Source organism: Burkholderia sp. CpTa8-5 (assembly GCF_017815045.1).
Lineage (GTDB): Bacteria > Pseudomonadota > Gammaproteobacteria > Burkholderiales > Burkholderiaceae > Burkholderia > Burkholderia sola.
Genome location: NZ_JAGIQD010000005.1, coordinates 75,366 through 97,147 on the forward strand (window position 1 = coordinate 75,366; position 21,782 = coordinate 97,147).

The following is a 21,782-nucleotide window of genomic DNA, read 5'->3' on the forward strand; positions in this document are numbered from 1 at the left end:
AGGCCCGGCTGGAATCAAGCTGGCGGGAGGCGGGTTCCCCCCGCCCCTCGCGCCTCACGCCGTCGGAACAGGTACATTCGCGCGACGAACACAACGCCCGCGAACAGCAGCGTCGTCACGCAATATCCTATGATGTCGCGCACGGCGAGCCCCGCGATGGCGCCCCGCTGCCAAGAGCCGATCCCCATCATGCATGTGCGAGACCGTGAGCCGACGAACGCCCGTCTCGCCGCTTCTCTTTCGGCAACCCCTGCCCCCCGAGGGCATGTTCACGCCCTAGCGCAGCAGCGCAACGTTCTCGTCGATTCGACGCTGAATGTCCGTCAGCGTGTCTTCTGTGATGATCCCCTCGTAGCGGCGCTTCGCAATGGCCGAGAACTGGCTGGCCACTCCGCACATTGCGTCGATCATGTCGCCGGCAGCCGCTGCGGAAAGCTCCGCTTCCTTTGCCAGTCCGACCAATGCCACCCGGTCGACCCGCAGCGCCTCGCCCATGACGTCCATTTGGTGGTAACCGCCCGGTCCCTCGCAGAATGTCACGTCGTAGGCCGGCGCGAGTTTCCACTGGCCGGATCGCGACATGACGTATGCGAAGTTTTTCGGATGATCGTCGCGATTGTTGAACGCGACATTGAAGACAGCCCGTTCCAACGCCCGCGCCTTCTCGCGTACGTCGTTGGTGCACATGTGAGTCGCGCGCAAGAAGTTCACGTAGTCCAGCGCACCCGGCGTTGTGTAATCGGCACCGGTAAAGGCGGCAACGCTTTGCATGGGCACGCGCAGACCGTCCCGTCGATCGAAACGCCTGGACGCAAATGCGGCCATCCCGTCAGGCAAATCGAAATGCAGCGTGTCCGGGGTCTCGATGCCGCACATGCGCAAGCACTCGGCGTAGACCATTTCGATCGCGCACACCTCGGGATGCTCTTGCCGGGCCGGGAACTTGACCAACCATGCTTCGAAACCCGCCACCGCGGCCGTGGTAAAACCGCCGGACTGCGGATCACGATAGACCAGGGCCTTCGGCCTGGCACCTTGCGGAGAGCCGCCCACCTGCAGCAGTTGATGAAGGAATTCGCCGCCCTCACCATTGAGGACTTCCTGTACCTCGGCCGCGAGCCGGTCGAGAGGAATATCCGGCTGCGGTGCCTGGATCTCGAGCGCGACCGGCTCGAACGACAGGGCGCCCATTGCGTGGTTGCCAATGTGAGCCAACCGCTCCAGCGGCCCGATGCGTGCCGCGTTGAGACCGCGGCGTTTGAACCAGCGGTCCATGAGCAACATGCCCCATCCGTCGGGCAGCGCGTCATAGACTGGGCCGGGCAATCCCAACTGGTGGGACGGAAAGTCCTTGCGCAGCCTCGCCCCATGCAATGGGAGCGCATAAGACGACAGTTCCAGCCCCCTCTTGCGCGCGTCATCGCTATATTCGAATACGATCAACGGGCGCCCCGTGATCGCCGTCGTAGAAACCATCGATCCCCACAGCCAGTGCTCCCCCCAGCCGTCATAGTAGACATCGATTCGCTCGATCATTTCTGGTTGCCCCTCTTGACGCGCTGACGTTTGGCACTTTTTTCATACCGATGAACGTCTTCCAGGCTATCGAGCTTCGGCAGGAACAGTCCTTCGAGTTCCTTGCTTCGTCCCAGGACCATGGCTACACGAACTACCGTCTCGAGGCTCACATTGCGTCCGGCTTCCAGATTGGACACGGTATTGGAACCCACGCCGGCACGCGCGGCTACGTCGCTCTGCGTCAGTTGCAACGCCAGCCGCTCCGTGCGAAGCCTGGCGCAAAGCAGCGTGACGATTTCATTGGGCTTGCGAAAACTTAATTCCAACATAGGGGGGCTTCCGGCGTGATATCTCTCGTAACTCACAATATCACAGAGTTACAGAAGGGATGTACTTAGAAAGTATAATTCCCTGATGTTGTATCTTATGGGGAGAATTTCCCGGATAATCCCCTCTGAAACGGAAGTGATGCGTCAGCGATGCATGCGCTTCCCGTACCCACCCGTCGCCCTCCAGATACGCCACGTCGTGGATGGATCGCCGCGCTCATCGATGCGTACTCGAGCCCTGGCGTGAGCCCGCTAGCGAGCAACCGCCTCCGGCGTGCCGACGGCCGCGATCGCAGTCGCTCGCCGCTCCGCCAGCTTCTGCGCAAGCCGATACGCGACAAGCGAACCCGCCACGGCCAGCAACATCGGCACGAGGCTGTCGTGATTCGCACGCGTGAATTCGAGCATCAACACGACGGCCGTGATCGGCATCTGCATCGACGCGGCGAGAAACGCGGTCGCACCGATCAGCGCGCATCCGCCGAGCGATGCGCCCGGCCACACGGCGCTCCACAATCCGCCGAGCACGACGCCGAGCAACGCGCCGTTCGCGAGACCCGGCGTCAGCAGCCCGCCTTCCGCGCCGGCCCGCAGGCTGCCGGCCTCGATCAGTACCTTCAGCACGAGCAGCGTCGCGGCGAAGCCGATCGTCAGCGTGCCGTCGAAACCCAGCGCCGCCGGGCCCTTGCCGTTGCCGAGCAGTTGCGGAAACCCCATCGCGAGCACGCCGATCACCGCGAAATTGAGCAGCGCGAACACCGGCAGCCGCCAGTCCTTCGGCGCGTTCGCGCGCGCGCGGCTCGTGAGCCGCACGAAACCGTACGCGGCGAAACCGAACAGCGGCCCGCAGACGATCGACCATGCGACGAGCGGCGTGCTCAGCACGAACGCCGGCACGGTGTACTGGTGTTCGTTGCCGAGACCGAGCCACGCGACGATCGCCGCGATCGCGGACGTCACGACCGCCACGATCAGCGCGCGCATGTCGAACGTGCCGAGCAGCACCTCGAGCACGAAGATCGCGCCGCCGAGCGGCACGTTGTAGACGGCCGCGAGCCCCGCGCCGGCGCCGCACGCGACCATCAGCCGGCAGTCGTCGGGCGTGAGCCGCGCCGCATGGGCAAACCGCCCGGCGAGCAGCGAACCGATCTCGCGCGGCGCGACTTCGCGGCCGAGCGGCGAGCCGAGCGCGACGGTCACGATCTGCAACAGCGCGTGAACCGTCGTGCTGACGAACGGCATCCGCGGATCGGCCGCACGCACCGCCCGACGGATGCTGACGAGCGGCCGGCCATACCGGTAAAGCGCCCACCAGCCGCCGCCGGCGACGATCCCGCAGACGGCCAGCACCGCGACCCGGCGCAGCGGCTCGGCCGCGGTCACGCCAGCGAGGAAGCTCTCGGACCCGATCACGTGCGCAATGCTGTAGCCGTACGCGACGTGCTGGATCGCATGCAGCAGCAGCGCGAGCAGCATGCCGCCGAGGCCTGCGCCGATGCCGGTCAGGACCGTGACGACGGCCATGCGCGCGAACGGGCTGGCGGTCGGCGAAGCAGCAGCGGGAGCGGACGGAAGATCGAGGCGCATGGGATCGGCGAACGAAGAGGAAAAAGGACGGCGCGCACGTGGCACGCCGTCGTCAGGACCGAATCGTAGGCCCGCGCCTCTCATGAGACAAACGTATTTTTCGAATCGACTGATGCATTCCATGAATACTCAAAGCCGGCGAGCCGCGCTCGCCCGCCTTCCCGTCAATCCGGATACGTCACGCGCTCCGGTTCGCGCCGCATGATGACCTTCCCGTGGCGCATCGACAGCGTGGCCTTCGCCTGCCGGCGTACGGCTTCGTAGTCGCTGTCCGCGTCGAGGACGACGAGATTGGCCGGCCGCCCGACCGCGATGCCGTAGCCATCGCCGAGATGCATCGTCGTCGCGCTGTGGTCGGTCACGAAGTCCAGGCAGCGCTGCAGGTCCTGGTAACCCATCATGTGGCAGATATGAAGGCCCGCGTCGAGCACGCGCAGGATGTTGCCGTTGCCGAGCGGATACCACGGGTCCTTGATCGAATCCTGCCCGAAGCACACGTTGATCCCGGCACGGTCGAGTTCCGCGACGCGCGTGACGCCGCGCCGCTTCGGAAACGTGTCGAAGCGCCCTTGCAGATGGATGCTCTCGGTCGGGCACGAGATGAAGTTCAGTCCCGCCCGCTTCAGCAGCCGGAACAGCTTCGAGCAGTACGCATTGTCGTACGAACCCATCGCGGTCGTGTGGCTCGCGGTGACGCGCGCCCCCATGCCGCGCACGCGCGCCTCTTCCGCGAGCACTTCGAGAAAGCGCGAATGCGGATCGTCGGTCTCGTCGCAGTGCACGTCGACGAGGCAGCCCGTGCGTTCCGCGAGATCCATCAGGAAGCGGATCGAGCTGACGCCCTGCTCCCGTGTGTTCTCGAAATGCGGAATCCCGCCGACGACGTCCGCGCCGAGTTCGATCGCCTGCTCCATCAACGCGCGGCCGCCGTCGAACGATTCGATGCCCTCCTGCGGGAACGCGACGATCTGCAGGTCGATCAGGCCGCGCGCCTCGTCCTTCACTTCGAGCATCGCCTTCAGCGCGGCCAACGTCGGATCGGTCACGTCGACGTGCGTGCGCACGTGCTGGATCCCGTGGTCGCGCAGCATGCCGATCGCCGCATGCGCGCGTGCTTTCGTGTCCTCGTGCGTGATCGTCGCCTTGCGCTCGGCCCAGCGCTCGATGCCCTCGAACAGCGTGCCGCTCATGTTCCACGCGGGTTCGCCGGCCGTCAGCACCGCATCGAGGTGGATATGCGGTTCGACGAGCGGCGCAATCGCGAGCCGGCCGCCGCCATCGATATGGTCGGGGTTCGTCGACGCGATCGGTGCGGTTTGCGCATCGATCCGCGCGATCTTGCCGGCATCGACGCCGATCGTGAACAGGCCGTCGCGGCCGCGCAGGCGTACGTTGAACAGGTTCATGGGGGCCTCTTGTCGTATGCATTGACACGGCCGCGCGATCCGAGTCGGCGGCCGTGTGGTCCGGGCAACCAGTATGGAGGAAAAGCAGCGATGCGCGCACGTACCGTGCATGTTGCATCGACACGACAGCCGGGCCGGGCCGGACAGCAGCCGCGGGCCTGCCGTCGCGCAAGAACCGCCGGCCGGCGCGGGCGCATCGCGTCGTGTCGGTTTTGTGAACGACTCTTGCAGGATCCGGAACAGTGCGCTCGCGGCCGCCCGGCCCTTGCGCGCGCCGCGCATTCCTATACTTGCGCCGAACTTTGGTTTCCCGTCCCACACGCAGGAGCTTCACCTTGAAAAAAAACCTGATCGCCGGCGCGTGCGCCGCCGCCCTGTTCGCGCCGCTCGCCCACGCGCAAAGCTCGGTCACGCTGTACGGCCTGATCGACGCCGGCATCGCCTATACCAACAACGTGAACGGTGCGTCGCAGTGGCGCATGGCGACCGGCACGATCAACGGCAGCCGCTTCGGCCTGCGCGGCACCGAGGATCTCGGCGGCGGCCTGAAGGCGCTGTTCGTGCTCGAGAACGGCTTCAATGCGAACAACGGCGGGCTCGGCCAGGACGGCAAGCTGTTCGGCCGGCACGCATATGTCGGCCTCAGCCAGGCCGGCTACGGCACGCTGACGCTCGGCCGCCAGTACGACACGATGGTCGACTTCGTCGCGCCGCTGTCCGCGACGTCCGGCGATTTCGGCGATACGGGCTTCGCGCATCCGTTCGACAACGACAACCTGAACCACTCGCTGCGTATCAACAACGCGGTCAAGTACACGAGCGATACGATCGCGGGCTTCAAGGTCGGCGCGCTGTACGCGTTCTCCAACTCGGCGAACTTCAGCGCGAACCGCGCGTACAGCGTGGCAGCGAGCTACACGAACGGCCCGCTGAAGCTGGCCGGCGCGTACCTGCAGATGAACGGCACGAAGGGCTCGACGAGCGCGAGCCCAGGCGCGACCGATTCGGCCGAAGCGAAAAGCCTGAACCAGGGCGGCTGGTCGATCGGCTCGGACCGCATGCGCAGCTACGGCGGCGGCGTCAGCTACGTGTTCGGCCCGGCGACCGTCGGCTTCGTCTACACGCGCTCGCAGTACGACAACACGGGCGCGTTCGGCTCCAGCGGCCAGATCGCGTTCAACAACTACGACGTGAACGTGCGCTATGCGGTGACGCCGGCCGTCAGCGTCGGCGCGGCCTATGTGTACACGGACGCCAGCGTGTCGAATCCCGACAGCAAGCACGGCAGCGATCCGAAGTGGCATCAGGCCAACCTGCAGGCCGTGTACAAGCTGTCGCGCCGTACCGACCTGTACGCGGAAGCGATGTTCCAGCATGCGTCGGGCCGCGGCTACCAGGCGTTCATCAACACGTCGGGCGGCGCATCGAGCACGGCGAACCAGGTGGTCGGCACGATCGGCATGCGCACGCGGTTCTGACCGGCATCGCGCGACGTCGTCCGCCTGCAGGAGCCGTGTGCACACACGGGTTCAGTAGCCGCGGGCGACGCCGCCAATGTTGTTCCTTCTGGAACGCAGCCCTCCTGGAATCGGGGTGTTTGCACGCGGACTCGCTCCGTAGACTGACGTCCAAGGTCGGCGCCGCGCGCAGCGTGTCGATCCGGCCACCCCCCCCTTATTCAGGAGAACCTCGTGAAATCGCTCGTCGTTACCGCCGCCGCTGCCGTCCTGCTTGTCGCACCGGCCCTGTCGTTCGCCCAGCAGGCGAAGTCGCCCGTCACGCGCGCGCAGGTGCTGCAGGAGCTGATCGACCTCGAATCGGTCGGCTACAACCCGGCGCGCGGGGAAATCGGCAACTATCCGGACGACATTCTCGCGGCGCAGGAACGACTGCAGGCGAAGCGTCTCGCCGAACGGAAAGCGGCGCGGGCCGCCTACGGCCCGACCGGCGAGCCGGCAACCGAATCGGGCGCGGCGGCCAAGCCCGCGCTGTGACGGCGCGCGTCGCTCGCATCCAGCATGGATGGCGAGCGACGCGGTTCCGGCATGGGCATGAAGCAACCCGCCGCGCGCCGATGCGCGCGCGGGGTCAAGGCGGCTTGCGCTCAGGCGGCCTGCGGTTCGCGATCGATCGCGTTCAGCATCTCGACGTCGCGCGCGATCATCGTCGGCACCTGTGCACGCAGCATCTCGACCCAGGTCCGCACCTTCGCATCGACGAAGCGGCGTGACGGGTACAGCGCATACACGTTCATCTTCTGCAGGATATGCGCGGGCAGCACGCGGACGAGCGAGCCGTCGCGCAGCGCGTCGATCGCCGAATACAGCGGCAGCATGCCGATCCCGATGCCGTCGCGGATCGCAAGCGCGAGCGATTCGGCGGTATTGGTCTGCACGGGCCCGGCGACATGAATCTGCTCGACGCCTTCGGGTCCTTCGAGCACCCATTCGTGCGTCGGAAACGCCGGCGTACACAGCGTCAGGCACGCATGCGCGGCGAGATCCTGCGGGCGGGCCGGCACGCCGTGCCGTTTCACGTAGTCGGGCGATGCGCACAGAATGCTGAACGTCGAGCCGAGCAGGTGCGACACGAGTTCCGAATCGGGCAGCGACGACGCGGTGACGACGGCCGTGTCGCTCGTGCCGTCGAACAGGTCGGGCATGCGCTGCGACAGCGACAGTTCGATCGACACGTCCGGGAATTGCGCGTGATAGCGCGTCAGCGTGGGCAATACATAGTGATGACCGACGCTCGCGAAGCTGTGCATGCGCAGCACGCCGGCCGGGCGCTCGTGCGCGCAGCTCGCCTCTTCTTCCGCGCGGTCGACGTCGGCGAGGATCTGGCGGCAGCGCCGCAGATAGCTTTCGCCGGCCGACGTGAGCGCGAGACGGCGCGTCGAGCGATTCATCAGACGGGTGCGCAAACGCGCCTCGAGCTCCGACACCGCACGCGACATCGCGCCCGTCGTCGAATTCAGCGATTGCGCGGCGGCGGTGAAGCTGCCCGTCTCGACGACGCGCGTAAACACCCGCATGTTTTGTAGGGTATCCATTCCTGTGAGCGACCTGTAGCGGAGCCGCCATTTTCCTCCACTGGATGCGACAGATTGTTACTCGGGCTGCAACTATCGTTTCCCGGCAACTGCGTTAATGCACAGGCGCCGCGCTCCTACAATCGGCGCCTCACCAGTCGAACGGACCCGTTCGGACGCGCCGCGGCACCTCGCGCGGGCGGCCTTGGGCCCCTTTTCATGAAGCCACCACCTGCGATCGCGCGACCTTCCATCGAACCGGCACGATGGAGGCGATGGCTCGATCCGCTCGGCAACGCGGCGCGCGACTGGGCCGTGACCGACGGGCTGATCTGGCTGCACCTCGCGAAAACCGTGCTCGCGGCGCTGCTGGCGATGGGCATCGCGATGCGTCTCGAGATGTCGCAGCCGCGCACCGCGATGACCACCGTGTTCGTGCTGATGCAGCCGCTGTCGGGGATGGTGTTCGCGAAGAGCTTCTACCGCGTGCTCGGCACGGCGGCAGGCCTCGTCGGCGCGCTCGCGCTCGGCGGGCTGTTCGCGCAGCAGCCCGAGCTGTACATGGCCGGTATCACGCTGTGGATCGGCGGCTGCATCGCGCTCGCGGTGCGCAACCGCCACTTCCGCTGGTACGGCTTCGTGCTCGCCGGCTACACGGCCGCGCTGATCGGCCTGCCGGCCGTGATGACGCCGCAGACGCTGTTCCAGTCCGCGCTCACGCGCGCCGCGGAAGTCGCGCTCGGCATCGCGTGCTCGGGCGCGGTCAGCGCGCTGATCCTGCCGTTGAGTTCCGCGAAGGCGCTGATGCGCTCGTTGAGCGCACGCCACGCGACGTTCGCGGCGTTCACGGCCGGCGCGCTGTCGGGCGACGTCGCGCGCGGCGATTTCGAGCGGCGCTTCGCCGATTTCGTCGACGACATCGTCGGCTTCGAAGCGAACCGTGCATTCGCGTCGTTCGAGGATCCGCACATTCGCGCGCGCAGCCGCCGGCTCGCGCGGCTGAACAGCGAGTTCATGAACGCATGTACGCGGCTGCATGCGCTGCACCAACTCGTCAAGCGGCTGCGTGCGAATCGGTCGGACGCGGTGCTCGACGCGCTGGCGCCGCACGTCGACGCGCTCGCACTGCGCTTCGCCGCGTTGCGCGACGAACGCCAGCGCGGCATCGCGCCGGCCACCGGCGCGCTGCTCGAACTGCGCCGCTTCCACGGTGCATTGCCGAAGGCCGCGCGCGCATCGCGGCGAGCCATCGAGGAGCACGCGGCCGGCGGCCTGCTCGACTTCGATACGGCGATCGAACTGCTGTACCGGTTCATCGGCGAATATCTCGGCTACGTCGACACCTATGCGTCGCTCGACCAGGACGATCACGCGTTCGAGCGCTCGGTCACGCATTACGCGGTGAAAACCAATGCGTTCTTCGTCGGCTTCGCGTTCCTGCGCACGGTGGTTGCCGTCGGCGCGATGAGCGCGTTCTGGATCGCGTCCGAATGGCCGAGCGGCTCGCTCGCGGTGATCGCCACCGCGATCGCGTGCGCGCTCAGCTCGACGTCGCCGCGCGCGCCGAAGTTCGTCGCGCAGATGGGCGTCGGCGCGGCGTTCGCGACCGCCGTCGGCTACCTGTTCCTCTGCTACGTCTATCCGAACATCGACGGCTTTCCGCTGCTGTGCGCGGCGCTCGCGCCGGTGCTCGGCCTCGGCGCGTTTCTCGCGATGCGGCCGGGCCTGTCCGGCTACGGGATCGGCTTCGCGGTGTTCTTCTGCCTGCTCGCGGGCCCCGACAACACCATCGCGTATACGCCCGAAGTGCTGATCAACAACGGGCTGGCGGTCGTCGTCGCGATGCTGGCGTGCTCGCTCGTGTTCGCCGTCGTGTTCCCGACGCACATGCCCTGGCTCACCGGCCGGATCGCGCACGACTTGCGCCGCCAGGTGACGCTTGCGTGCGAAGGCGCGCCGGACGGCCTCGCGCAACGCTTCCAGTCGAGCACGCACGACCTGATGGCGCAACTGCGTACGCTGCTGGTGCGCCGCACGCGGCAGCATCGCGATGCACTGCGCTGGATGCTGTCGACGCTCGAGATCGGCCACGCGGTCATCGACCTGCGCGACGAGCTGCACATGTTCTGCGCGGCGAGACCGCCGCAGACGCTGCGCTGGACCGGTTCGATCGAGGCGGTGCTGCTCGAACTGCCACGCTTCTTCGACGATCCGACGCCCGCCCGCCATGCGCGCACGCTGAAATCCGTGAATCTCGCGATCCGCGCGGCGCAGCACGCGCTGCAGGCGTGGTACGCGGTGCCCGACGCGCGTCGCAACATGCAGCGGATCGTCGGCTGCCTGCACTTCATGCGCAGCGCGCTGCTCGACAAGGACGCGCCGTTCAACCGGCACCGCCATTGAAGATCGATGCGCGCGCAACGGGATCCTTGTTCCGGATGGAAATAAGCTCTACAGGCGCGGTGATTAATCTTTAAGCAGTGCGAGCCTATAGTTTCCTCACTGCCAGCGAGACTGGCACTCACCCAGGAGAAACAAAATGAAGCCGCTGCACCTCGCCCTCGTTGCCCTGTCGCTCACCGCTGCCGTCGCTCACGCGCAGCCGGCGCCGGCAGACGCCGCACCGCAACAGGCGAACCGCGCCGAGGCGATCCAGGCCGCCGGCCGCGTCGATCGTGCGCAATCGAAGCAGGAAGACCCGAACGCGTGCGTCGGCCCCGTCAGCTTCTGCAACATCTACTTCGGCAGCTGAGCATGACGCCGCGTCGTCACGGCCAGACCCGCATCGCATGCACCGCATGCATGACGTGCGCGGACGGACGGTGGTCCGGCCGATCGCGGCCCGGTCGATCGCGGCCCGGCCGATCGCCGCATCGCCGTCCTACACCACGCCGCTTCGATTGAAGCGGCGCGTGCCGTTTCAGGCGCCGCGCCCCGGCCGCCAGCCTACTTCGCGCAACGCATCCAGCAAGCGCGCCGGCCCGAGCCCTTCGACCCGCACCCCGCGCGACGCGACGTCGCCGCCCGCAACCAGCGCATTCACGATCGCTTCCTCCACCGCTTCCGCCGCCGCGACGAACAGCGCGGAGATATGGTCGTTGTTGACCATCCGCACGTCGGTGGTCGGCGTGCCCTTGCTGCCGTAGTTCACCGCCGGCAAGCCGGCGTTGCCGGTCGCGAACGCGAGGAAGATGTCGCCGCTCGAATCCTCGGTGCCGCCGCCGACGCGGGCGAGCCCGACACTCGCGCGCTGCGCGAGACGCGTGCATTGATGCGGCAGCAACGGTGCGTCGGTCGCGATCGTGACGACGATCGAACCCATGCCGGCCTCGCCTTTCGCGTCGGCTTCGCGAAACGGCGAATGCACGTGCCGCAGCACTTCGCCGACCGGGTAGCCGGCCACGCGCAGCATCTCGCGCACGCCGTAGTTCGCCTGCACGAGCGCGCCGACGGTCCAGCCGCCCGCATCGCTCGCCAGCACGCGCGACGCGGTGCCGATGCCGCCCTTGAACTCGTGGCAGATCATGCCCGTGCCGCCGCCCACGCCGCCTTCGGCGACCGGCCCCGACTGCGCGGCTGCCAGCGCGCGCTGCACGTGCGCGGCGTTCACGTGCTGCCCCCAGATGTCGTTCAGCAGTCCGTCGTAGGTCTCCATCACGACCGGCATGCACCAGTACACGCGGCCGGCCGCCGCTTCGCGTTCGTTCGCGACCAGCGCGTCGCGCACCGCGCCGACGCTGTGCGTGTTCGTATAGGCGATCGGCGTGGTCAGCAGGCCGGCTTCGCGAATCCATTCGATCCCGGTCGCGTCGCCGTTGCCGTTCAGCACGTGCACGCCCGCGAAGCACGGCGAATCGTGCGCGGCACCCGCGCGCGGCTCGATGACGGTGACGCCGGTGCGGATCGATGCGTCGCCGTTCTCGACGTTCAGCGTGCAATGTCCGACCCGCACGCCCGGCACGTCCGTGATCGCGTTGAAGCGGCCCGGCGTGCCGAGTCCGATGCGGATGCCGAGATCCCTCGTGCGCATGATGCAATTCCTCCTGTCTTTCGATGATTCGGTGTATCGGTGATGCACGGAGTCGAGCCGATGCTCAGAGCGCGCGGAATGCCGTGCTGTGGCGCGCCCATACGACGTACATCACGAGCGCCGCGACCAGCAGCCCCGCGATGATGATCAGGTCGGTCGGCTTCGTCGCCGTCGCCAGCGTCGTGTAAAGCGTATACGCGGCGCCCGCCACCGCGACGAGCGGCGTCACGGGCCACAGCGGCATCCGGTAATGATGCTCGACGTCGCGGCGCACGAACCGGCTCGCGAGCGCGGCCAGCCCCACGACGAGGTAGATCAGCAGCAACAGGTCGACCGTGAATGCGGTCAGTTCATCGAGGCTCGACACGAACACGAGCCCGGCCGACGGTATCGCGAGCGCGATCGTCGCGAGCCACGGCGATTCGAGGCGCGGATGGATCGTCGAGAACGCGCGGTTGCAGGTGCGCGACCACAGCGCATGCCGGCCGCTGCTGTACAGCAGGCGGCCCATCGCGATCACGATCGCGATGATCGCGTTGAACACCGACAGGAAGATCCCGCCGCTGACCACGCGCGACACGGCCGGATTGCTCAGCGAGCGCACGACATAGCCGATCGGATCGGCGCTCTTCGTCAGTTCCGTCAGCGAAGGCGCGCCGAGCACGATCGCGGTGAGCGGCACCAGTTCGACGACGAGGATCACGAGCAGCGAATAGATCACCGCCTTCGCGACGTTGCGGTTGCCGCCGCGCAAGTCCTCCGCGAGATAGGCGGCCGAGCCGAAACCGTTGTAGCAGAAGATCGCGGTGCCGATCGCCGGCACGATGGCCGCGAGCGTGGCCGGCACGAGCGCATTGCCGCTCGCGACGACCGGTGCGATCAGGACGTCGGCGCCGCGATGCGGCGACCCGAAGCCGAGCCCGGCGATCAGCATCAGCACGCCGATTTCGACGACCAGGAACGCGCCGGTGATCCACGCATTCGTCTTGATGTTCAGCATGCCGAGCAGATAGCTGAGCAGCACGATCGTCAGCGCGACCGACTGATTGCCGAAGTGCGTGCCGAGCGCGCTGTTCAGGTACGGCGCGGCGCCGCTCGCGAGCACGGCCGGGATGAACACGCTGACGGACAGCACCGTGATGAAGGTCAGGTAGCCGGGCAGCGTGCCGAACACGCGCTTGGCCATCACGTATTCGCCGCCCGCGCTGCGGTGCGCGGCGCTGAGTTCCGCATAGCAGAGCGCGAACGCCAGCGCGAGCACGCCGCCGAGCACGAACGACAGCACCGCGCCGCTGCCGGCCTGCTGGATCGCGAACGGCGCGATCACGAAGATCGAGCTGGCCGGGGTCACGCCCGATACGGTGATCATCACAGCGTCGCGCACGCTGAGCGTCTGCGACAGCGCGCGCGGCGCGTCTTCCGTTGCAGAGGCCGCTTGCAGCGTGCCCGTCGATTCCGACATCATCGCCATTTCGTGCTCCTTTGTTCCTTTGCCGCCTTTTTTTGAACACCCATACTCGGGCCCGATTGATTGCGTGGCAGTCTAGGAAGCCAATTTCAGGACCGCTATTCCCCCTTCGTGTTACGCCCTTCCGGTGGTGGTATGGATCGTCTCTTTTCCGAAATCGCGATGCACCAGGCGCTCGGCCGCGCAATCGATCATCTCGGCCAGCCGCGCTTCTGGCGGTTCCTCGTGCTGCTGCTCAACGAAATGGCGCCGTTCGACAACGCGCTCGCGACCGCGATCGGCCGCGACGGCGTGCCGCTCGTGCTCGACGAATACGACACGGGCGGCGCCGACACCGCGTCGCCGGTGCCGCTTTACCTGAACGGGTTATATCTGCTCGATCCGTTCCTGCAGGCCGCGCACGACGGGCTCGCCGACGGCTGCTACCGGCTCGAGGAAGTCGCACCCGACCTGTTCCGGCAGAGCGAATATTTCCTGAGCTATTTCCGCGACGCGGTCGGCGACGACGAGATCCAGATTCTCGTGCGACCGAACGCCGACACGCTGCTGTCGCTGTCGCTCGGTGCGTCGACGCGCTTCGACGTCGAGCCGCTCGGCAAGCTGACGGCCGCGATGCCGTGGGTGCTCGCGGTCATCCGGCAGCATTGGCGGCTGGTGGGCGATGCCGCGCGCGCCACGCCCGACGCGGACCTCGGTGCGCGCGTCGAGCAGGCGCTCGCGCGCTTCGGCGCGGGCGTGCTGACCGATCGCGAGATGGCGATCGCAAGAATGGTGCTGCGCGGCAATTCGTCGAAGGCGATCGCGGAGCGGCTCGCGATTTCACCGGAGACGGTGAAGGTGCATCGGCGGCACCTTTACGCGAAGCTTGGAATCTCGTCGCAGCCTGAGCTGTTTTCGCGGTTCATTCGGGCGCTGGGGGAAGACGATGCAGCCGGTTGAGCGGCGCGCACGCCGTCAACCGGCGACGCCCCGGCGGGCCGCCCTGCGCGGGCGCCTCGCGACGGCGAAACGTCAGCTTCGCGCCGCGCGATTGCATTCACCTGCCCGATTCGACGAACCCGCCATCGGGTGCCGGGTGCGGCACATACCAGCCGAAATACACCTCGGCCTCGACAAGCCGGCCATCGCGCACGCGCAACCGTTCGGCATTGCGGAACCGCCTGTCGGCGGTCGTCACGGCTTCGTACACGACGTACACGTATTCGCCGTGCACAGCGACGTCGACGAACTCGAAAGCGGCGAGTATCGCGCTGTTCGGCCAGCAACGTGCGAGATACGCATCGCGATCGAGCCGGTTGTCGAGCGGGCTCGTGAAATGGAAATCCGGCGCGATCAGCGCTTCGATCGCGTCGCGGTCCTTGTCGACATACGCGCGATAGCTGGCGCGCGCAACATCGCCTGGATCCTGAAGCATCGTCGTCCCTCCCGGAAGGATCGGCGCGAGCCCGGCTCGCGCTGACGAAGATATTCCGGCGGAATGCGCGCGATGTCATCCAAGCAAACCCGTATCGGGGTCGTTGCCGCCGCAACGCACCCCCGGCGCGGGCTCGGGGACGGATGCCGAATACCCGGGCACGACGACGATCGTCGCGCCGTTGCGCGCCGCGTGCGTGCCGCCGATATGCCCCCCCATCTTCTCGCAGCACCGCCAAAAACCGCCTATCGTGAATAAGGCGCTCCGTTCGCCGCCATTCGCCCCGCCGCGGCTCGCGCGGGCCGGCAGCGACGGCGCCGTGCTCCGGCACCATTCATCGCGATTCCGGCGCACGCTCGCCCGTGCACGCAATCGCGGCCGCCCACCGGATTATCAGGAGGCACTCATGAAAGCCGCGCTGCTCGTCAGCTCCGCCCTGCTCGCCATTGCGTCAGCTTCGGCCACGGCCCAGGGTTCCATCACGAAGGAAGAAAACGGCGCACTCGTCGCCGCGAACGGGATGACCGTCTACTCGTTCGACAAGGACAAGCCCAACGCCGGCACCAGCGCCTGTTCGGGCCCATGCGAAACCCTCTGGCCGCCGTACAAGGCCAGCGCGACCGACGTACCGGTCGGCCCCTACACGATCGTCAAGCGCGACGACGGCAGCCCGCAATGGGCATACAAGGGCAAGCCGCTGTACTTCTACTCGAAGGACATGAAACAGGGCGAACGCAACGGCGACAACTTCAAGAACGTGTGGCACGTGGTCGCGCCTTGAGCCGGCTTGCGCCGCGTTCCGCGCGTTTCGCCGGGACGTGAAAAAGCCCGCCGCCGATCGTCGATCGGGGCGGGCTTTTGCGGCTTTGCACGTCGCGCCGGCTGCATGCGGCCGGCGCGCGCGTCAACTCAGCGGTTCGACGGGAAGCTGAACACGGTCCCTTCGCGCACGCCGGCCGACGGCCAGCGCTGCGTGATCGTCTTGCGCTTCGTGTAGAACCGCACCGCATCCGGACCGTACGCGTGCAGATCGCCGAACAGCGAACGCTTCCAGCCGCCGAACGAGTGATACGCGACCGGCACCGGCAGCGGCACGTTGATGCCGACCATGCCGATCTGGATGTTGTCGCTGAAGTAGCGCGCGGCCTCGCCGTCGCGCGTAAACAGGCACGTGCCGTTGCCATATTCGTGCGCGTCGATCAGCGCCATCGCGTCGTCGAGCGACTTCACGCGGATCACGCCGAGCACCGGCCCGAAGATCTCGTGCTGATAGATCGGCATGCCGGGTTTCACGTTGTCGAACAGGCACGGGCCGAGGTAGTAGCCGCCGTCGTGGCCGTCGACCTTCACGCCGCGGCCGTCGACGACGAGCGTCGCGCCCGCTGCCACGCCCGCTTCGACGAAACCCGTCACCTTCTCGAAATGCTGCTGCGTGACGAGCGGGCCCATGTCGACGCCTGCGCCGTTGCCCGGGCCGACCTTCATCTTCTCGATCTCGGCCTTCAGCCCCGCGACGACCTGGTCGCCCGTTTCGTCGCCGATCGCGACGACGAGCGGAATCGCCATGCAGCGCTCGCCGCACGAGCCGTACGCGGCGCCCATCAGCGCGTTCACCGCGTTGGGGATATCGGCATCCGGCATCACGACCGCGAAGTTCTTCGCGCCGCCGAGCGCCTGCACGCGCTTGCCGTGCGCGCAGCCGGTCGAATAGATCGTTTCGGCGATCGGCGTCGAGCCGACGAAACTCACGGCCTTCACGCGCGGATCGGTCAGGATCGTGTCGACCGCTTCCTTGTCGCCGTTCACGACGTTCAGCACGCCCGGCGGCAGGCCGGCTTCGAGTGCGAGCTCGGCCATGCGCAGCGTCGACGACGGCGTACGCTCGGACGGCTTCAGCACGAACGTGTTGCCGCACGCGACGGCCATCGGCCACATCCACAGCGGCACCATCACCGGGAAGTTGAACGGCGTGATGCCGGCGGCCACACCGAGCGCCTGGAACTCGCTCCACGAATCGATCGCGGGGCCGACGTTCTTGCTGTGCTCGCCCTTCAGCAGTTCGGGCACATAGGACGCGTATTCGACGTTCTCGATCCCGCGCTGCAGTTCGCCCATCGCGTCGGCGAGCACCTTGCCGTGCTCGGCCGTGATCAGCGCGCACAGCTCTTCCGCGTGCTCCTCGAGCAGCGTCTTGAAGCGGCTCATCACGCGGGCGCGCTTCAGCGGCGGCGTGTTGCGCCATGCCGGGAACGCGGCCTGCGCGGACGCGATCGCGGCTTCGACGGTCAGCTTGTCGGCGAGCGCGACGCTCTTGTGCGATTCGCCGGTGGCCGGGTCGAACACCGGCTGGACCCGGCTGCCGCCGTCGACGCGCTTGCCGTCGATCAGGTGGCCGACGGTGGAGGTCACATTGCTGTCGTGTTTCATGTGTCTGGCTCTTTGGTGGATTCGGTTGTCGCTGCGAGCGAGCCGTGGCTCAGTCCACTTCGTTCAGTGCGTCGGACAGCGCGTTCACGAGATTGTCGATCTCGCGCTTCTCGGCGATGAACGGCGGCGCGAGCTGGATCGTGTCGCCGCCGTAGCGCACGTAGAAGCCCTTCGCCCAGCAGCGCATCGCGATCTCGTACGGGCGCCGTGCCGGTTCGCCGGGCAGCGCGGCGATCGTCAGGCCGGCGGCCAGCCCGTAGTTGCGGATGTCCGTGATATGACGCTGGCCCTTCAGCCCGTGCACGGCCGCCTCGAAATGCGGCGCGAGATCGCGCACGCGGGCCACCGCGTCTTCCTTCACCAGCAGGTCGAGCGCCGCGACGCCGGCCGCGCACGCGACCGGGTGCGCCGAATACGTGTAGCCGTGCGGGAATTCGAGCATGTACTCGGGACCGCCCGCGGCCATGAACGTGTCGTAGATTTCCTTCGTCGCGATCACGCCGCCGAGCGGCTGCACGCCGTTCGTCACCTGCTTCGCGAAGTTCATGATGTCCGGCACCACGCCGAAGGCATCGGCGCCCGTCATCGCGCCTGCCCGGCCGAAGCCCGTGATGACCTCGTCGAAGATCAGCAGGATGTCGTGCGCGGTACAAATGTCGCGCAGGCGCTTCAGATAGCCCTTCGGCGGCACGACCACGCCCGCCGAACCGGAGAACGGTTCGACGATCACGGCCGCGATGTTCGACGCGTCGTGCAGCGCGATCAACTCGAGCAGGCGGTCGGCCAACTCGGCGCCGTGTTCGGGCATCCCGCGCGAGAACTTGTTCTCGGCCAGTTGCGTATGCGGCAGGAAATCGGCGTCGAGGCCCTGGCCGAACAGCTTGCGGTTCGGCCCGATCCCGCCGACCGAGATACCGCCGAAGTTCACGCCGTGATAACCCTTCTCGCGGCCGATCAGGCGCGTCTTCGTGCCCTTGCCCTTCGCGCGCCAGTACGCACGGGCCAGCTTCAGCGACGTGTCGGCCGCCTCCGAGCCCGACCCCGTGAAGAACACGTAGTCGAGGCCGGCCGGCGTCAGCTCCTTGATCTTGTTGGCGAGCTCGAACGATTTCGGATGGCCGAACTGGAAGGCCGGCGCGTAGTCGAGCTGCGCGACCTGGCGGCTCACCGCTTCGACGATTTCCGTGCGGCCGTGACCGAGGCCCGTGCACCAGAGGCCCGACAGGCCGTCGAAGATCTTGCGGCCTTCGCCGTCGGTGTAATACGCACCCTTGCCCGATACGATCAGCCGCGGATCGGCCTTGAACTGGCGGTTGGCGGTGAACGGCATCCAGTGCGCGTCGAGCCAGGCGGCGTCGGTGCGGAGGTTCGTGTCGTCGTGCTGCGCGGTGGTGATGTCGGTCATGTCGGTCGGCGCGGCGCGCCCCTCCTTCTCGTATTGATATTGCGCATTGTCGGGACGCCAATTAGTCTTTTGAATATCGCAATATCAATGTTCACTTGCGCAACTATGCAAGCAAAGAAACCGAAGAGCCGCGCGTTGCTCGGGCAGCTCAGCGACATGGATCTCCGCCTGCTGCGGGTCTTCAAGGGCGTCGTGCAGTGCGGCGGGATGGCGGCGGCCGAACTGGAACTGAATATCGGCATCTCGACGATCAGCCGGCACGTGAAGGATCTCGAAACGCGGCTCGGCCTCGTGCTGTGCCGGCGCGGCCGCGCGGGCTTCACGCTGACGCCCGAGGGGCAGACGGTGTACGAGGAAACGCTGCGGCTGCTCGCGTCGATGGAGGCATTTCGCAGCAGAATCGACGGGATTCACGACAAGATGGGCGGAGAACTGCACATCGCGGTGTTCGACAAGACGGCGACCAACCCGCATGCGCGCCTGGGCGACGCGATCCGCCAGTTCGCGGACGAGGCGCCCGACGTCGCGCTGAACCTGCACGTCGCGTCGATCAACGAGGTCGAACGCGGGGTGATCGACGGCAGCTACCACGTCGGGATCATTCCCGCGCACCGCAACTCCGGCAGCCTCGTGTATTCGGCGCTGTTCGACGAACGGATGCTGCTGTACTGCGGCCGCCAGCATCCGCTGTTCGACGCGCCGCACGGCAAGCTCACGTGGACGACGATCCGCCACCACGCGTTCGCGGGGCTCGGTTTCCATTCGCCGAACATGGAGCTGAGCCATCGCGCGAAGCTCACGCGCAGCGCGACCGCGTCGGACCAGGAATCGATTGCAACGCTGATCCTGTCGGGCCGCTATCTGGGCTTCCTGCCCGATCACTACGCGGAAAGTTTCGACAACAAGGGGCTGATGCAGCCGATCGCGCCGCACCGGTTCAATTACCGGTGCCGGTTCGTGAGCCTGCTGCGACGCTCGCCGCAGCCGTCGCGGGCGGCGCTGCTGTTCCAGACGTGTCTCGAAGCCGCGCATGCGGCGGTGTTGCCGGCGGCGTAGCGGCGGCTTCGGCTTCGTTCAGGCCCCATCGTCGGCCGCGCGCGGCTGCGCGCGCTCGCGCGTGACGAAATGGGTCGCGACGAGCGCCGCGGCAAAGCCCGACGCCGCACCGAGGCCGAGCGCCCAACGCGGGCCGAGATGGTTCGCGACCCAGCCGGCCACCGGCGCGCCGATCGGCGTGCCGCCCAATGCGACCGCGAGGCGCAGCGCCATCACGCGGCCGCGCATCGCCGGCTCGGTGGAGAGCTGCATCAGGCTGTTCGTGGAATTCATGAAGGTGATCGCGGCGATGCCGGTCAGCACCAGTGCGGCCGCGAACGACCAGTAGCCGGGCGCCAGCGCGGCGAACGTGCAGCCGAGCCCGAACAGCGCCGCGCCGATCCACAGATGACGAAACCGCGGCTGCTCGCGGCGCGCGGCGAGCAGCGCGCCCGAGATCGTGCCGACCGCCATCATCGACGACAGGAAGCCGAACCCGCGCGCATCGACGTGAAACACGCTGGCGGCCATCGTCGAAATGAACAGCGGGAAATTGAGCCCGAACGTGCCGATCAGGAACAGCATCACGAGGATCGCCGTCAGGTCCGGGCGATGCCATACGTAGCGGAACCCGTCGAGCAGGCTGCCGCGCGAGCGGCCTGCCTGCACGTTCGCGCGCAATTCGTCTTCCCGAAGCCGCGACAGCGACGCCAGCACCGCAAAGAAGCTGAGCCCGTTCGCGAGAAACGCCCAGCCGGTGCCGACCGATGCGATCAGGAAGCCGGCCGCCGCCGGGCCGACCATCCGCGCGGCGTTGAACGACGTCGAATTGAGCGCGACCGCGTTCGCGAGTTCGCGGTCGCCGACCAGTTCCGCAACGAAGGTCTGCCGCACCGGCGCGTCGAACGCCGACGCGCAGCCGAACAGGAACGCGAACACGTAAACGTGCTCGAGCCGCACGGCGCCGGTGACCGTCAGCACGCCGAGCACGAGCGCCAGCGCGCCCATCAGCGCCTGCGTCGCCATCAGCAGCTTGCGCTGGTCGAAGCGGTCGGCCGCGTAGCCGGTCCACGGCAACAGCAGCAGTTGCGGGCCGAACTGCAGCGCCATCACCGTGCCGACCGCCGATGCGTCGTGATGCGTGAGCTGCGTGAGGACGAGCCAGTCCTGCGCGGTGCGCTGGATCCACGTGCCGATGTTCGACACCAGCGAGCCGATCGCCCACACGCGATAGTTGAAGCTGCGAAGCGAGCGGAACACGCCCGCGGCCGGCACGCTCATCGCCGCTCCCGGTCGGACGCGTTGCCGCCGTGCAGTTCGCCGAAATGGCGCGCAAGGAACAGCCCCAGCACGAGGATGCCGAGGCCGAACGCCGCCGCGTCGGCCGTGATCTTCAGGTCGAAATCGCCGGCCCGGCGCACGAGCGCATAAGCCATGACGAGGTTCACGACGCCCCACACCACGTTCACGGTCGACGACGACAGTCCGCGCCCGGGCGGATGTGCGAACGGTGTCTGGAACGGCTCGCCGCGCAGCCCGCTGACGAGATGCGGCGCGGCATTCGCGAGAAACGCGCCGCCGAAGAAGTACGACACGAGATGCAGGAAGTTCATGGGCGAGCCATCCTTTCAGCGAGCGGGTCGATACGGTTTACGAACGCGCCGGGTCCTGGAATTCGGCGAGCCGCTGCAGCAGCTTCACGGCCGCCGCGAGCTCGGCCTGTTCCGCCGCCGACAGTTGCGCGTGCAGCGCGCGGAACAGCCAGTCGTCCTTGGCCGCGCGGTTCGCTTGCAGCACCTTGCGGAAACCGGGCGTGAGCGCGATCAGCGTCTGCCGGCCGTCGGTCGGATCGGGCGCGCCGGCGACCGCGCCGAGCGCCTCCAGCGTCGCGACCGTCACGCGCATCGACTGCGGGCGCACGCTTTCGGCGCGTGCAAGCGCCGATACGGTCGCCGGGCCGTCGCGATCGAGCCGCAGCAATACCGATTTCTGCGACGACGTGAGGTCGTTCGGATGGGTCTGCTCCCGCATCCGCCGCATCAGCTTGCCGACCGAGATGCGGAGGTCGCCGGCGAGACCGGCCAGGGGGAGCGTGTCGGGGAGAGACGATGGCGAGTTCATCAATTCAAGAT

The 21,782-nt window shown here is 67.3% G+C and carries 20 protein-coding genes and 1 pseudogene; 7 read left to right on the top strand and 14 right to left on the bottom strand.

The window, feature by feature from the left end:
- Positions 1 to 14 precede the first annotated feature (14 nt).
- From J8I35_RS10180 to codA, 5 genes and pseudogenes are all read right to left on the bottom strand, one after another.
- Positions 15 to 161 (bottom strand): annotated as a pseudogene (locus tag J8I35_RS10180) (TIGR00366 family protein); the annotation flags it as partial.
- Between the two features lie 115 nt (positions 162 to 276).
- On the bottom strand, positions 277 to 1,536 hold the full coding sequence (locus J8I35_RS10185) for a type II toxin-antitoxin system HipA family toxin (protein ID WP_209925226.1): 1,260 nt from the start codon (positions 1,534 to 1,536) through the stop codon (positions 277 to 279).
- Positions 1,533 to 1,844 (bottom strand): helix-turn-helix transcriptional regulator, encoded by a 312-nt coding sequence (locus J8I35_RS10190; RefSeq protein ID WP_332371493.1) that lies wholly within the window; start codon positions 1,842 to 1,844, stop codon positions 1,533 to 1,535. Before J8I35_RS10190 ends, J8I35_RS10185 begins: the two co-directional genes overlap by 4 nt.
- Positions 1,845 to 2,099: 255 nt before the next feature.
- Positions 2,100 to 3,434 carry a chloride channel protein gene (locus tag J8I35_RS10195; protein WP_209925228.1) on the bottom strand — a complete coding sequence of 445 codons (1,335 nt, stop codon included), beginning with the start codon at positions 3,432 to 3,434 and terminating at the stop codon, positions 2,100 to 2,102.
- 164 nt (positions 3,435 to 3,598) lie between these two features.
- The gene (gene codA, locus J8I35_RS10200; protein WP_050011005.1) at positions 3,599 to 4,840 is read right to left on the bottom strand and encodes a cytosine deaminase; all 1,242 of its coding nucleotides are present in this window, start codon (positions 4,838 to 4,840) and stop codon (positions 3,599 to 3,601) included.
- A gap of 335 nt (positions 4,841 to 5,175) precedes the next feature.
- Here codA and J8I35_RS10205 point away from each other — a divergent pair, with 335 nt between their 5' ends.
- Positions 5,176 to 6,318, top strand: a complete 1,143-nt coding sequence (locus J8I35_RS10205) for a porin (RefSeq protein ID WP_209925230.1) — start codon at positions 5,176 to 5,178, stop codon at positions 6,316 to 6,318.
- A gap of 213 nt (positions 6,319 to 6,531) precedes the next feature.
- Positions 6,532 to 6,834 carry a DUF4148 domain-containing protein gene (locus tag J8I35_RS10210; RefSeq protein WP_050011003.1) on the top strand — a complete coding sequence of 101 codons (303 nt, stop codon included), beginning with the start codon at positions 6,532 to 6,534 and terminating at the stop codon, positions 6,832 to 6,834.
- A 110-nt stretch (positions 6,835 to 6,944) separates the two neighbouring features.
- Here the strand turns inward: J8I35_RS10210 and J8I35_RS10215 are convergent, their stop codons facing one another.
- A complete protein-coding gene (locus J8I35_RS10215; RefSeq protein WP_050011002.1) occupies positions 6,945 to 7,892 on the bottom strand; it encodes a LysR family transcriptional regulator in 948 nt (315 codons plus the stop codon).
- Positions 7,893 to 8,090: 198 nt separating this feature from the next.
- Here J8I35_RS10215 and J8I35_RS10220 point away from each other — a divergent pair, with 198 nt between their 5' ends.
- Both J8I35_RS10220 and J8I35_RS10225 read left to right on the top strand, forming a co-directional pair.
- The gene (locus J8I35_RS10220) at positions 8,091 to 10,274 is read left to right on the top strand and encodes an FUSC family protein (RefSeq protein ID WP_209925232.1); all 2,184 of its coding nucleotides are present in this window, start codon (positions 8,091 to 8,093) and stop codon (positions 10,272 to 10,274) included.
- Between the two features lie 136 nt (positions 10,275 to 10,410).
- The gene (locus J8I35_RS10225; RefSeq protein WP_012338215.1) at positions 10,411 to 10,623 is read left to right on the top strand and encodes a hypothetical protein; all 213 of its coding nucleotides are present in this window, start codon (positions 10,411 to 10,413) and stop codon (positions 10,621 to 10,623) included.
- Between the two features lie 168 nt (positions 10,624 to 10,791).
- Here the strand turns inward: J8I35_RS10225 and J8I35_RS10230 are convergent, their stop codons facing one another.
- Together J8I35_RS10230 and J8I35_RS10235 are read right to left on the bottom strand one after the other, a co-directional pair.
- Positions 10,792 to 11,901, bottom strand: coding sequence for a P1 family peptidase (locus tag J8I35_RS10230; RefSeq protein WP_209925233.1), 1,110 nt, complete (start codon positions 11,899 to 11,901; stop codon positions 10,792 to 10,794).
- 64 nt (positions 11,902 to 11,965) lie between these two features.
- Positions 11,966 to 13,372, bottom strand: coding sequence for an APC family permease (locus tag J8I35_RS10235; RefSeq protein WP_209925235.1), 1,407 nt, complete (start codon positions 13,370 to 13,372; stop codon positions 11,966 to 11,968).
- 132 nt (positions 13,373 to 13,504) lie between these two features.
- Here J8I35_RS10235 and J8I35_RS10240 point away from each other — a divergent pair, with 132 nt between their 5' ends.
- The gene (locus J8I35_RS10240; protein WP_050010997.1) at positions 13,505 to 14,308 is read left to right on the top strand and encodes a helix-turn-helix transcriptional regulator; all 804 of its coding nucleotides are present in this window, start codon (positions 13,505 to 13,507) and stop codon (positions 14,306 to 14,308) included.
- A gap of 97 nt (positions 14,309 to 14,405) precedes the next feature.
- On the opposite strand, the gene J8I35_RS10245 is transcribed toward J8I35_RS10240, so the two are convergent.
- On the bottom strand, positions 14,406 to 14,783 hold the full coding sequence (locus J8I35_RS10245; RefSeq protein ID WP_050010996.1) for a nuclear transport factor 2 family protein: 378 nt from the start codon (positions 14,781 to 14,783) through the stop codon (positions 14,406 to 14,408).
- A gap of 406 nt (positions 14,784 to 15,189) precedes the next feature.
- On the opposite strand from J8I35_RS10245, the gene J8I35_RS10250 reads away from it, so the two are divergent.
- On the top strand, positions 15,190 to 15,564 hold the full coding sequence (locus J8I35_RS10250; protein WP_050010995.1) for a hypothetical protein: 375 nt from the start codon (positions 15,190 to 15,192) through the stop codon (positions 15,562 to 15,564).
- A 128-nt stretch (positions 15,565 to 15,692) separates the two neighbouring features.
- On the opposite strand, the gene J8I35_RS10255 is transcribed toward J8I35_RS10250, so the two are convergent.
- Both J8I35_RS10255 and J8I35_RS10260 read right to left on the bottom strand, forming a co-directional pair.
- Complete coding sequence (locus J8I35_RS10255; protein WP_209925237.1) at positions 15,693 to 17,210, bottom strand: CoA-acylating methylmalonate-semialdehyde dehydrogenase; 1,518 nt, start codon at positions 17,208 to 17,210, stop codon at positions 15,693 to 15,695.
- A 49-nt stretch (positions 17,211 to 17,259) separates the two neighbouring features.
- Positions 17,260 to 18,615, bottom strand: a complete 1,356-nt coding sequence (locus tag J8I35_RS10260; protein WP_175976165.1) for an aspartate aminotransferase family protein — start codon at positions 18,613 to 18,615, stop codon at positions 17,260 to 17,262.
- Positions 18,616 to 18,720: 105 nt separating this feature from the next.
- Between J8I35_RS10260 and J8I35_RS10265 the strand changes: the two genes are divergently transcribed.
- Positions 18,721 to 19,671 carry a LysR family transcriptional regulator gene (locus tag J8I35_RS10265; RefSeq protein WP_050010992.1) on the top strand — a complete coding sequence of 317 codons (951 nt, stop codon included), beginning with the start codon at positions 18,721 to 18,723 and terminating at the stop codon, positions 19,669 to 19,671.
- Between the two features lie 18 nt (positions 19,672 to 19,689).
- Here J8I35_RS10265 and J8I35_RS10270 read toward each other — a convergent pair whose 3' ends face one another.
- From J8I35_RS10270 to J8I35_RS10280, 3 genes are read right to left on the bottom strand one after another with little or no spacing between them, the layout of a single operon-like run.
- A complete protein-coding gene (locus J8I35_RS10270) occupies positions 19,690 to 20,931 on the bottom strand; it encodes an MFS transporter (protein WP_209925239.1) in 1,242 nt (413 codons plus the stop codon).
- Entirely contained in the window at positions 20,928 to 21,263 is a 336-nt protein-coding gene (locus tag J8I35_RS10275; protein ID WP_209925241.1) for a hypothetical protein, read from the bottom strand. Before J8I35_RS10275 ends, J8I35_RS10270 begins: the two co-directional genes overlap by 4 nt.
- A 37-nt stretch (positions 21,264 to 21,300) precedes the next feature.
- Positions 21,301 to 21,771, bottom strand: a complete 471-nt coding sequence (locus J8I35_RS10280) for a MarR family transcriptional regulator (RefSeq protein WP_209925243.1) — start codon at positions 21,769 to 21,771, stop codon at positions 21,301 to 21,303.
- Between the last annotated feature and the right edge of the window lie 11 nt (positions 21,772 to 21,782).

Excerpts from the sequence above, each read along its gene's own strand:
- J8I35_RS10220 (WP_209925232.1), top strand. The coding sequence starts at position 8,091 with ATGAAGCCACCACCTGCGATCGCGCGACCTTCCATCGAACCGGCACGA.
- J8I35_RS10230 (WP_209925233.1), bottom strand. The coding sequence starts at position 11,901 with ATGCGCACGAGGGATCTCGGCATCCGCATCGGACTCGGCACGCCGGGC.
- codA (WP_050011005.1), bottom strand. The coding sequence starts at position 4,840 with ATGAACCTGTTCAACGTACGCCTGCGCGGCCGCGACGGCCTGTTCACG.
- J8I35_RS10275 (WP_209925241.1), bottom strand. The coding sequence starts at position 21,263 with ATGAACTTCCTGCATCTCGTGTCGTACTTCTTCGGCGGCGCGTTTCTC.
- J8I35_RS10255 (WP_209925237.1), bottom strand. The coding sequence starts at position 17,210 with ATGAAACACGACAGCAATGTGACCTCCACCGTCGGCCACCTGATCGAC.
- J8I35_RS10280 (WP_209925243.1), bottom strand. The coding sequence starts at position 21,771 with ATGAACTCGCCATCGTCTCTCCCCGACACGCTCCCCCTGGCCGGTCTC.
- J8I35_RS10245 (WP_050010996.1), bottom strand. The coding sequence starts at position 14,783 with ATGCTTCAGGATCCAGGCGATGTTGCGCGCGCCAGCTATCGCGCGTAT.
- J8I35_RS10235 (WP_209925235.1), bottom strand. The coding sequence starts at position 13,372 with ATGGCGATGATGTCGGAATCGACGGGCACGCTGCAAGCGGCCTCTGCA.
- J8I35_RS10265 (WP_050010992.1), top strand. The coding sequence starts at position 18,721 with ATGCAAGCAAAGAAACCGAAGAGCCGCGCGTTGCTCGGGCAGCTCAGC.
- J8I35_RS10250 (WP_050010995.1), top strand. The coding sequence starts at position 15,190 with ATGAAAGCCGCGCTGCTCGTCAGCTCCGCCCTGCTCGCCATTGCGTCA.
- J8I35_RS10240 (WP_050010997.1), top strand. The coding sequence starts at position 13,505 with ATGGATCGTCTCTTTTCCGAAATCGCGATGCACCAGGCGCTCGGCCGC.
- J8I35_RS10270 (WP_209925239.1), bottom strand. The coding sequence starts at position 20,931 with ATGAGCGTGCCGGCCGCGGGCGTGTTCCGCTCGCTTCGCAGCTTCAAC.
- J8I35_RS10185 (WP_209925226.1), bottom strand. The coding sequence starts at position 1,536 with ATGATCGAGCGAATCGATGTCTACTATGACGGCTGGGGGGAGCACTGG.
- J8I35_RS10260 (WP_175976165.1), bottom strand. The coding sequence starts at position 18,615 with ATGACCGACATCACCACCGCGCAGCACGACGACACGAACCTCCGCACC.
- J8I35_RS10215 (WP_050011002.1), bottom strand. The coding sequence starts at position 7,892 with ATGGATACCCTACAAAACATGCGGGTGTTTACGCGCGTCGTCGAGACG.
- J8I35_RS10225 (WP_012338215.1), top strand. The coding sequence starts at position 10,411 with ATGAAGCCGCTGCACCTCGCCCTCGTTGCCCTGTCGCTCACCGCTGCC.
- J8I35_RS10195 (WP_209925228.1), bottom strand. The coding sequence starts at position 3,434 with ATGCGCCTCGATCTTCCGTCCGCTCCCGCTGCTGCTTCGCCGACCGCC.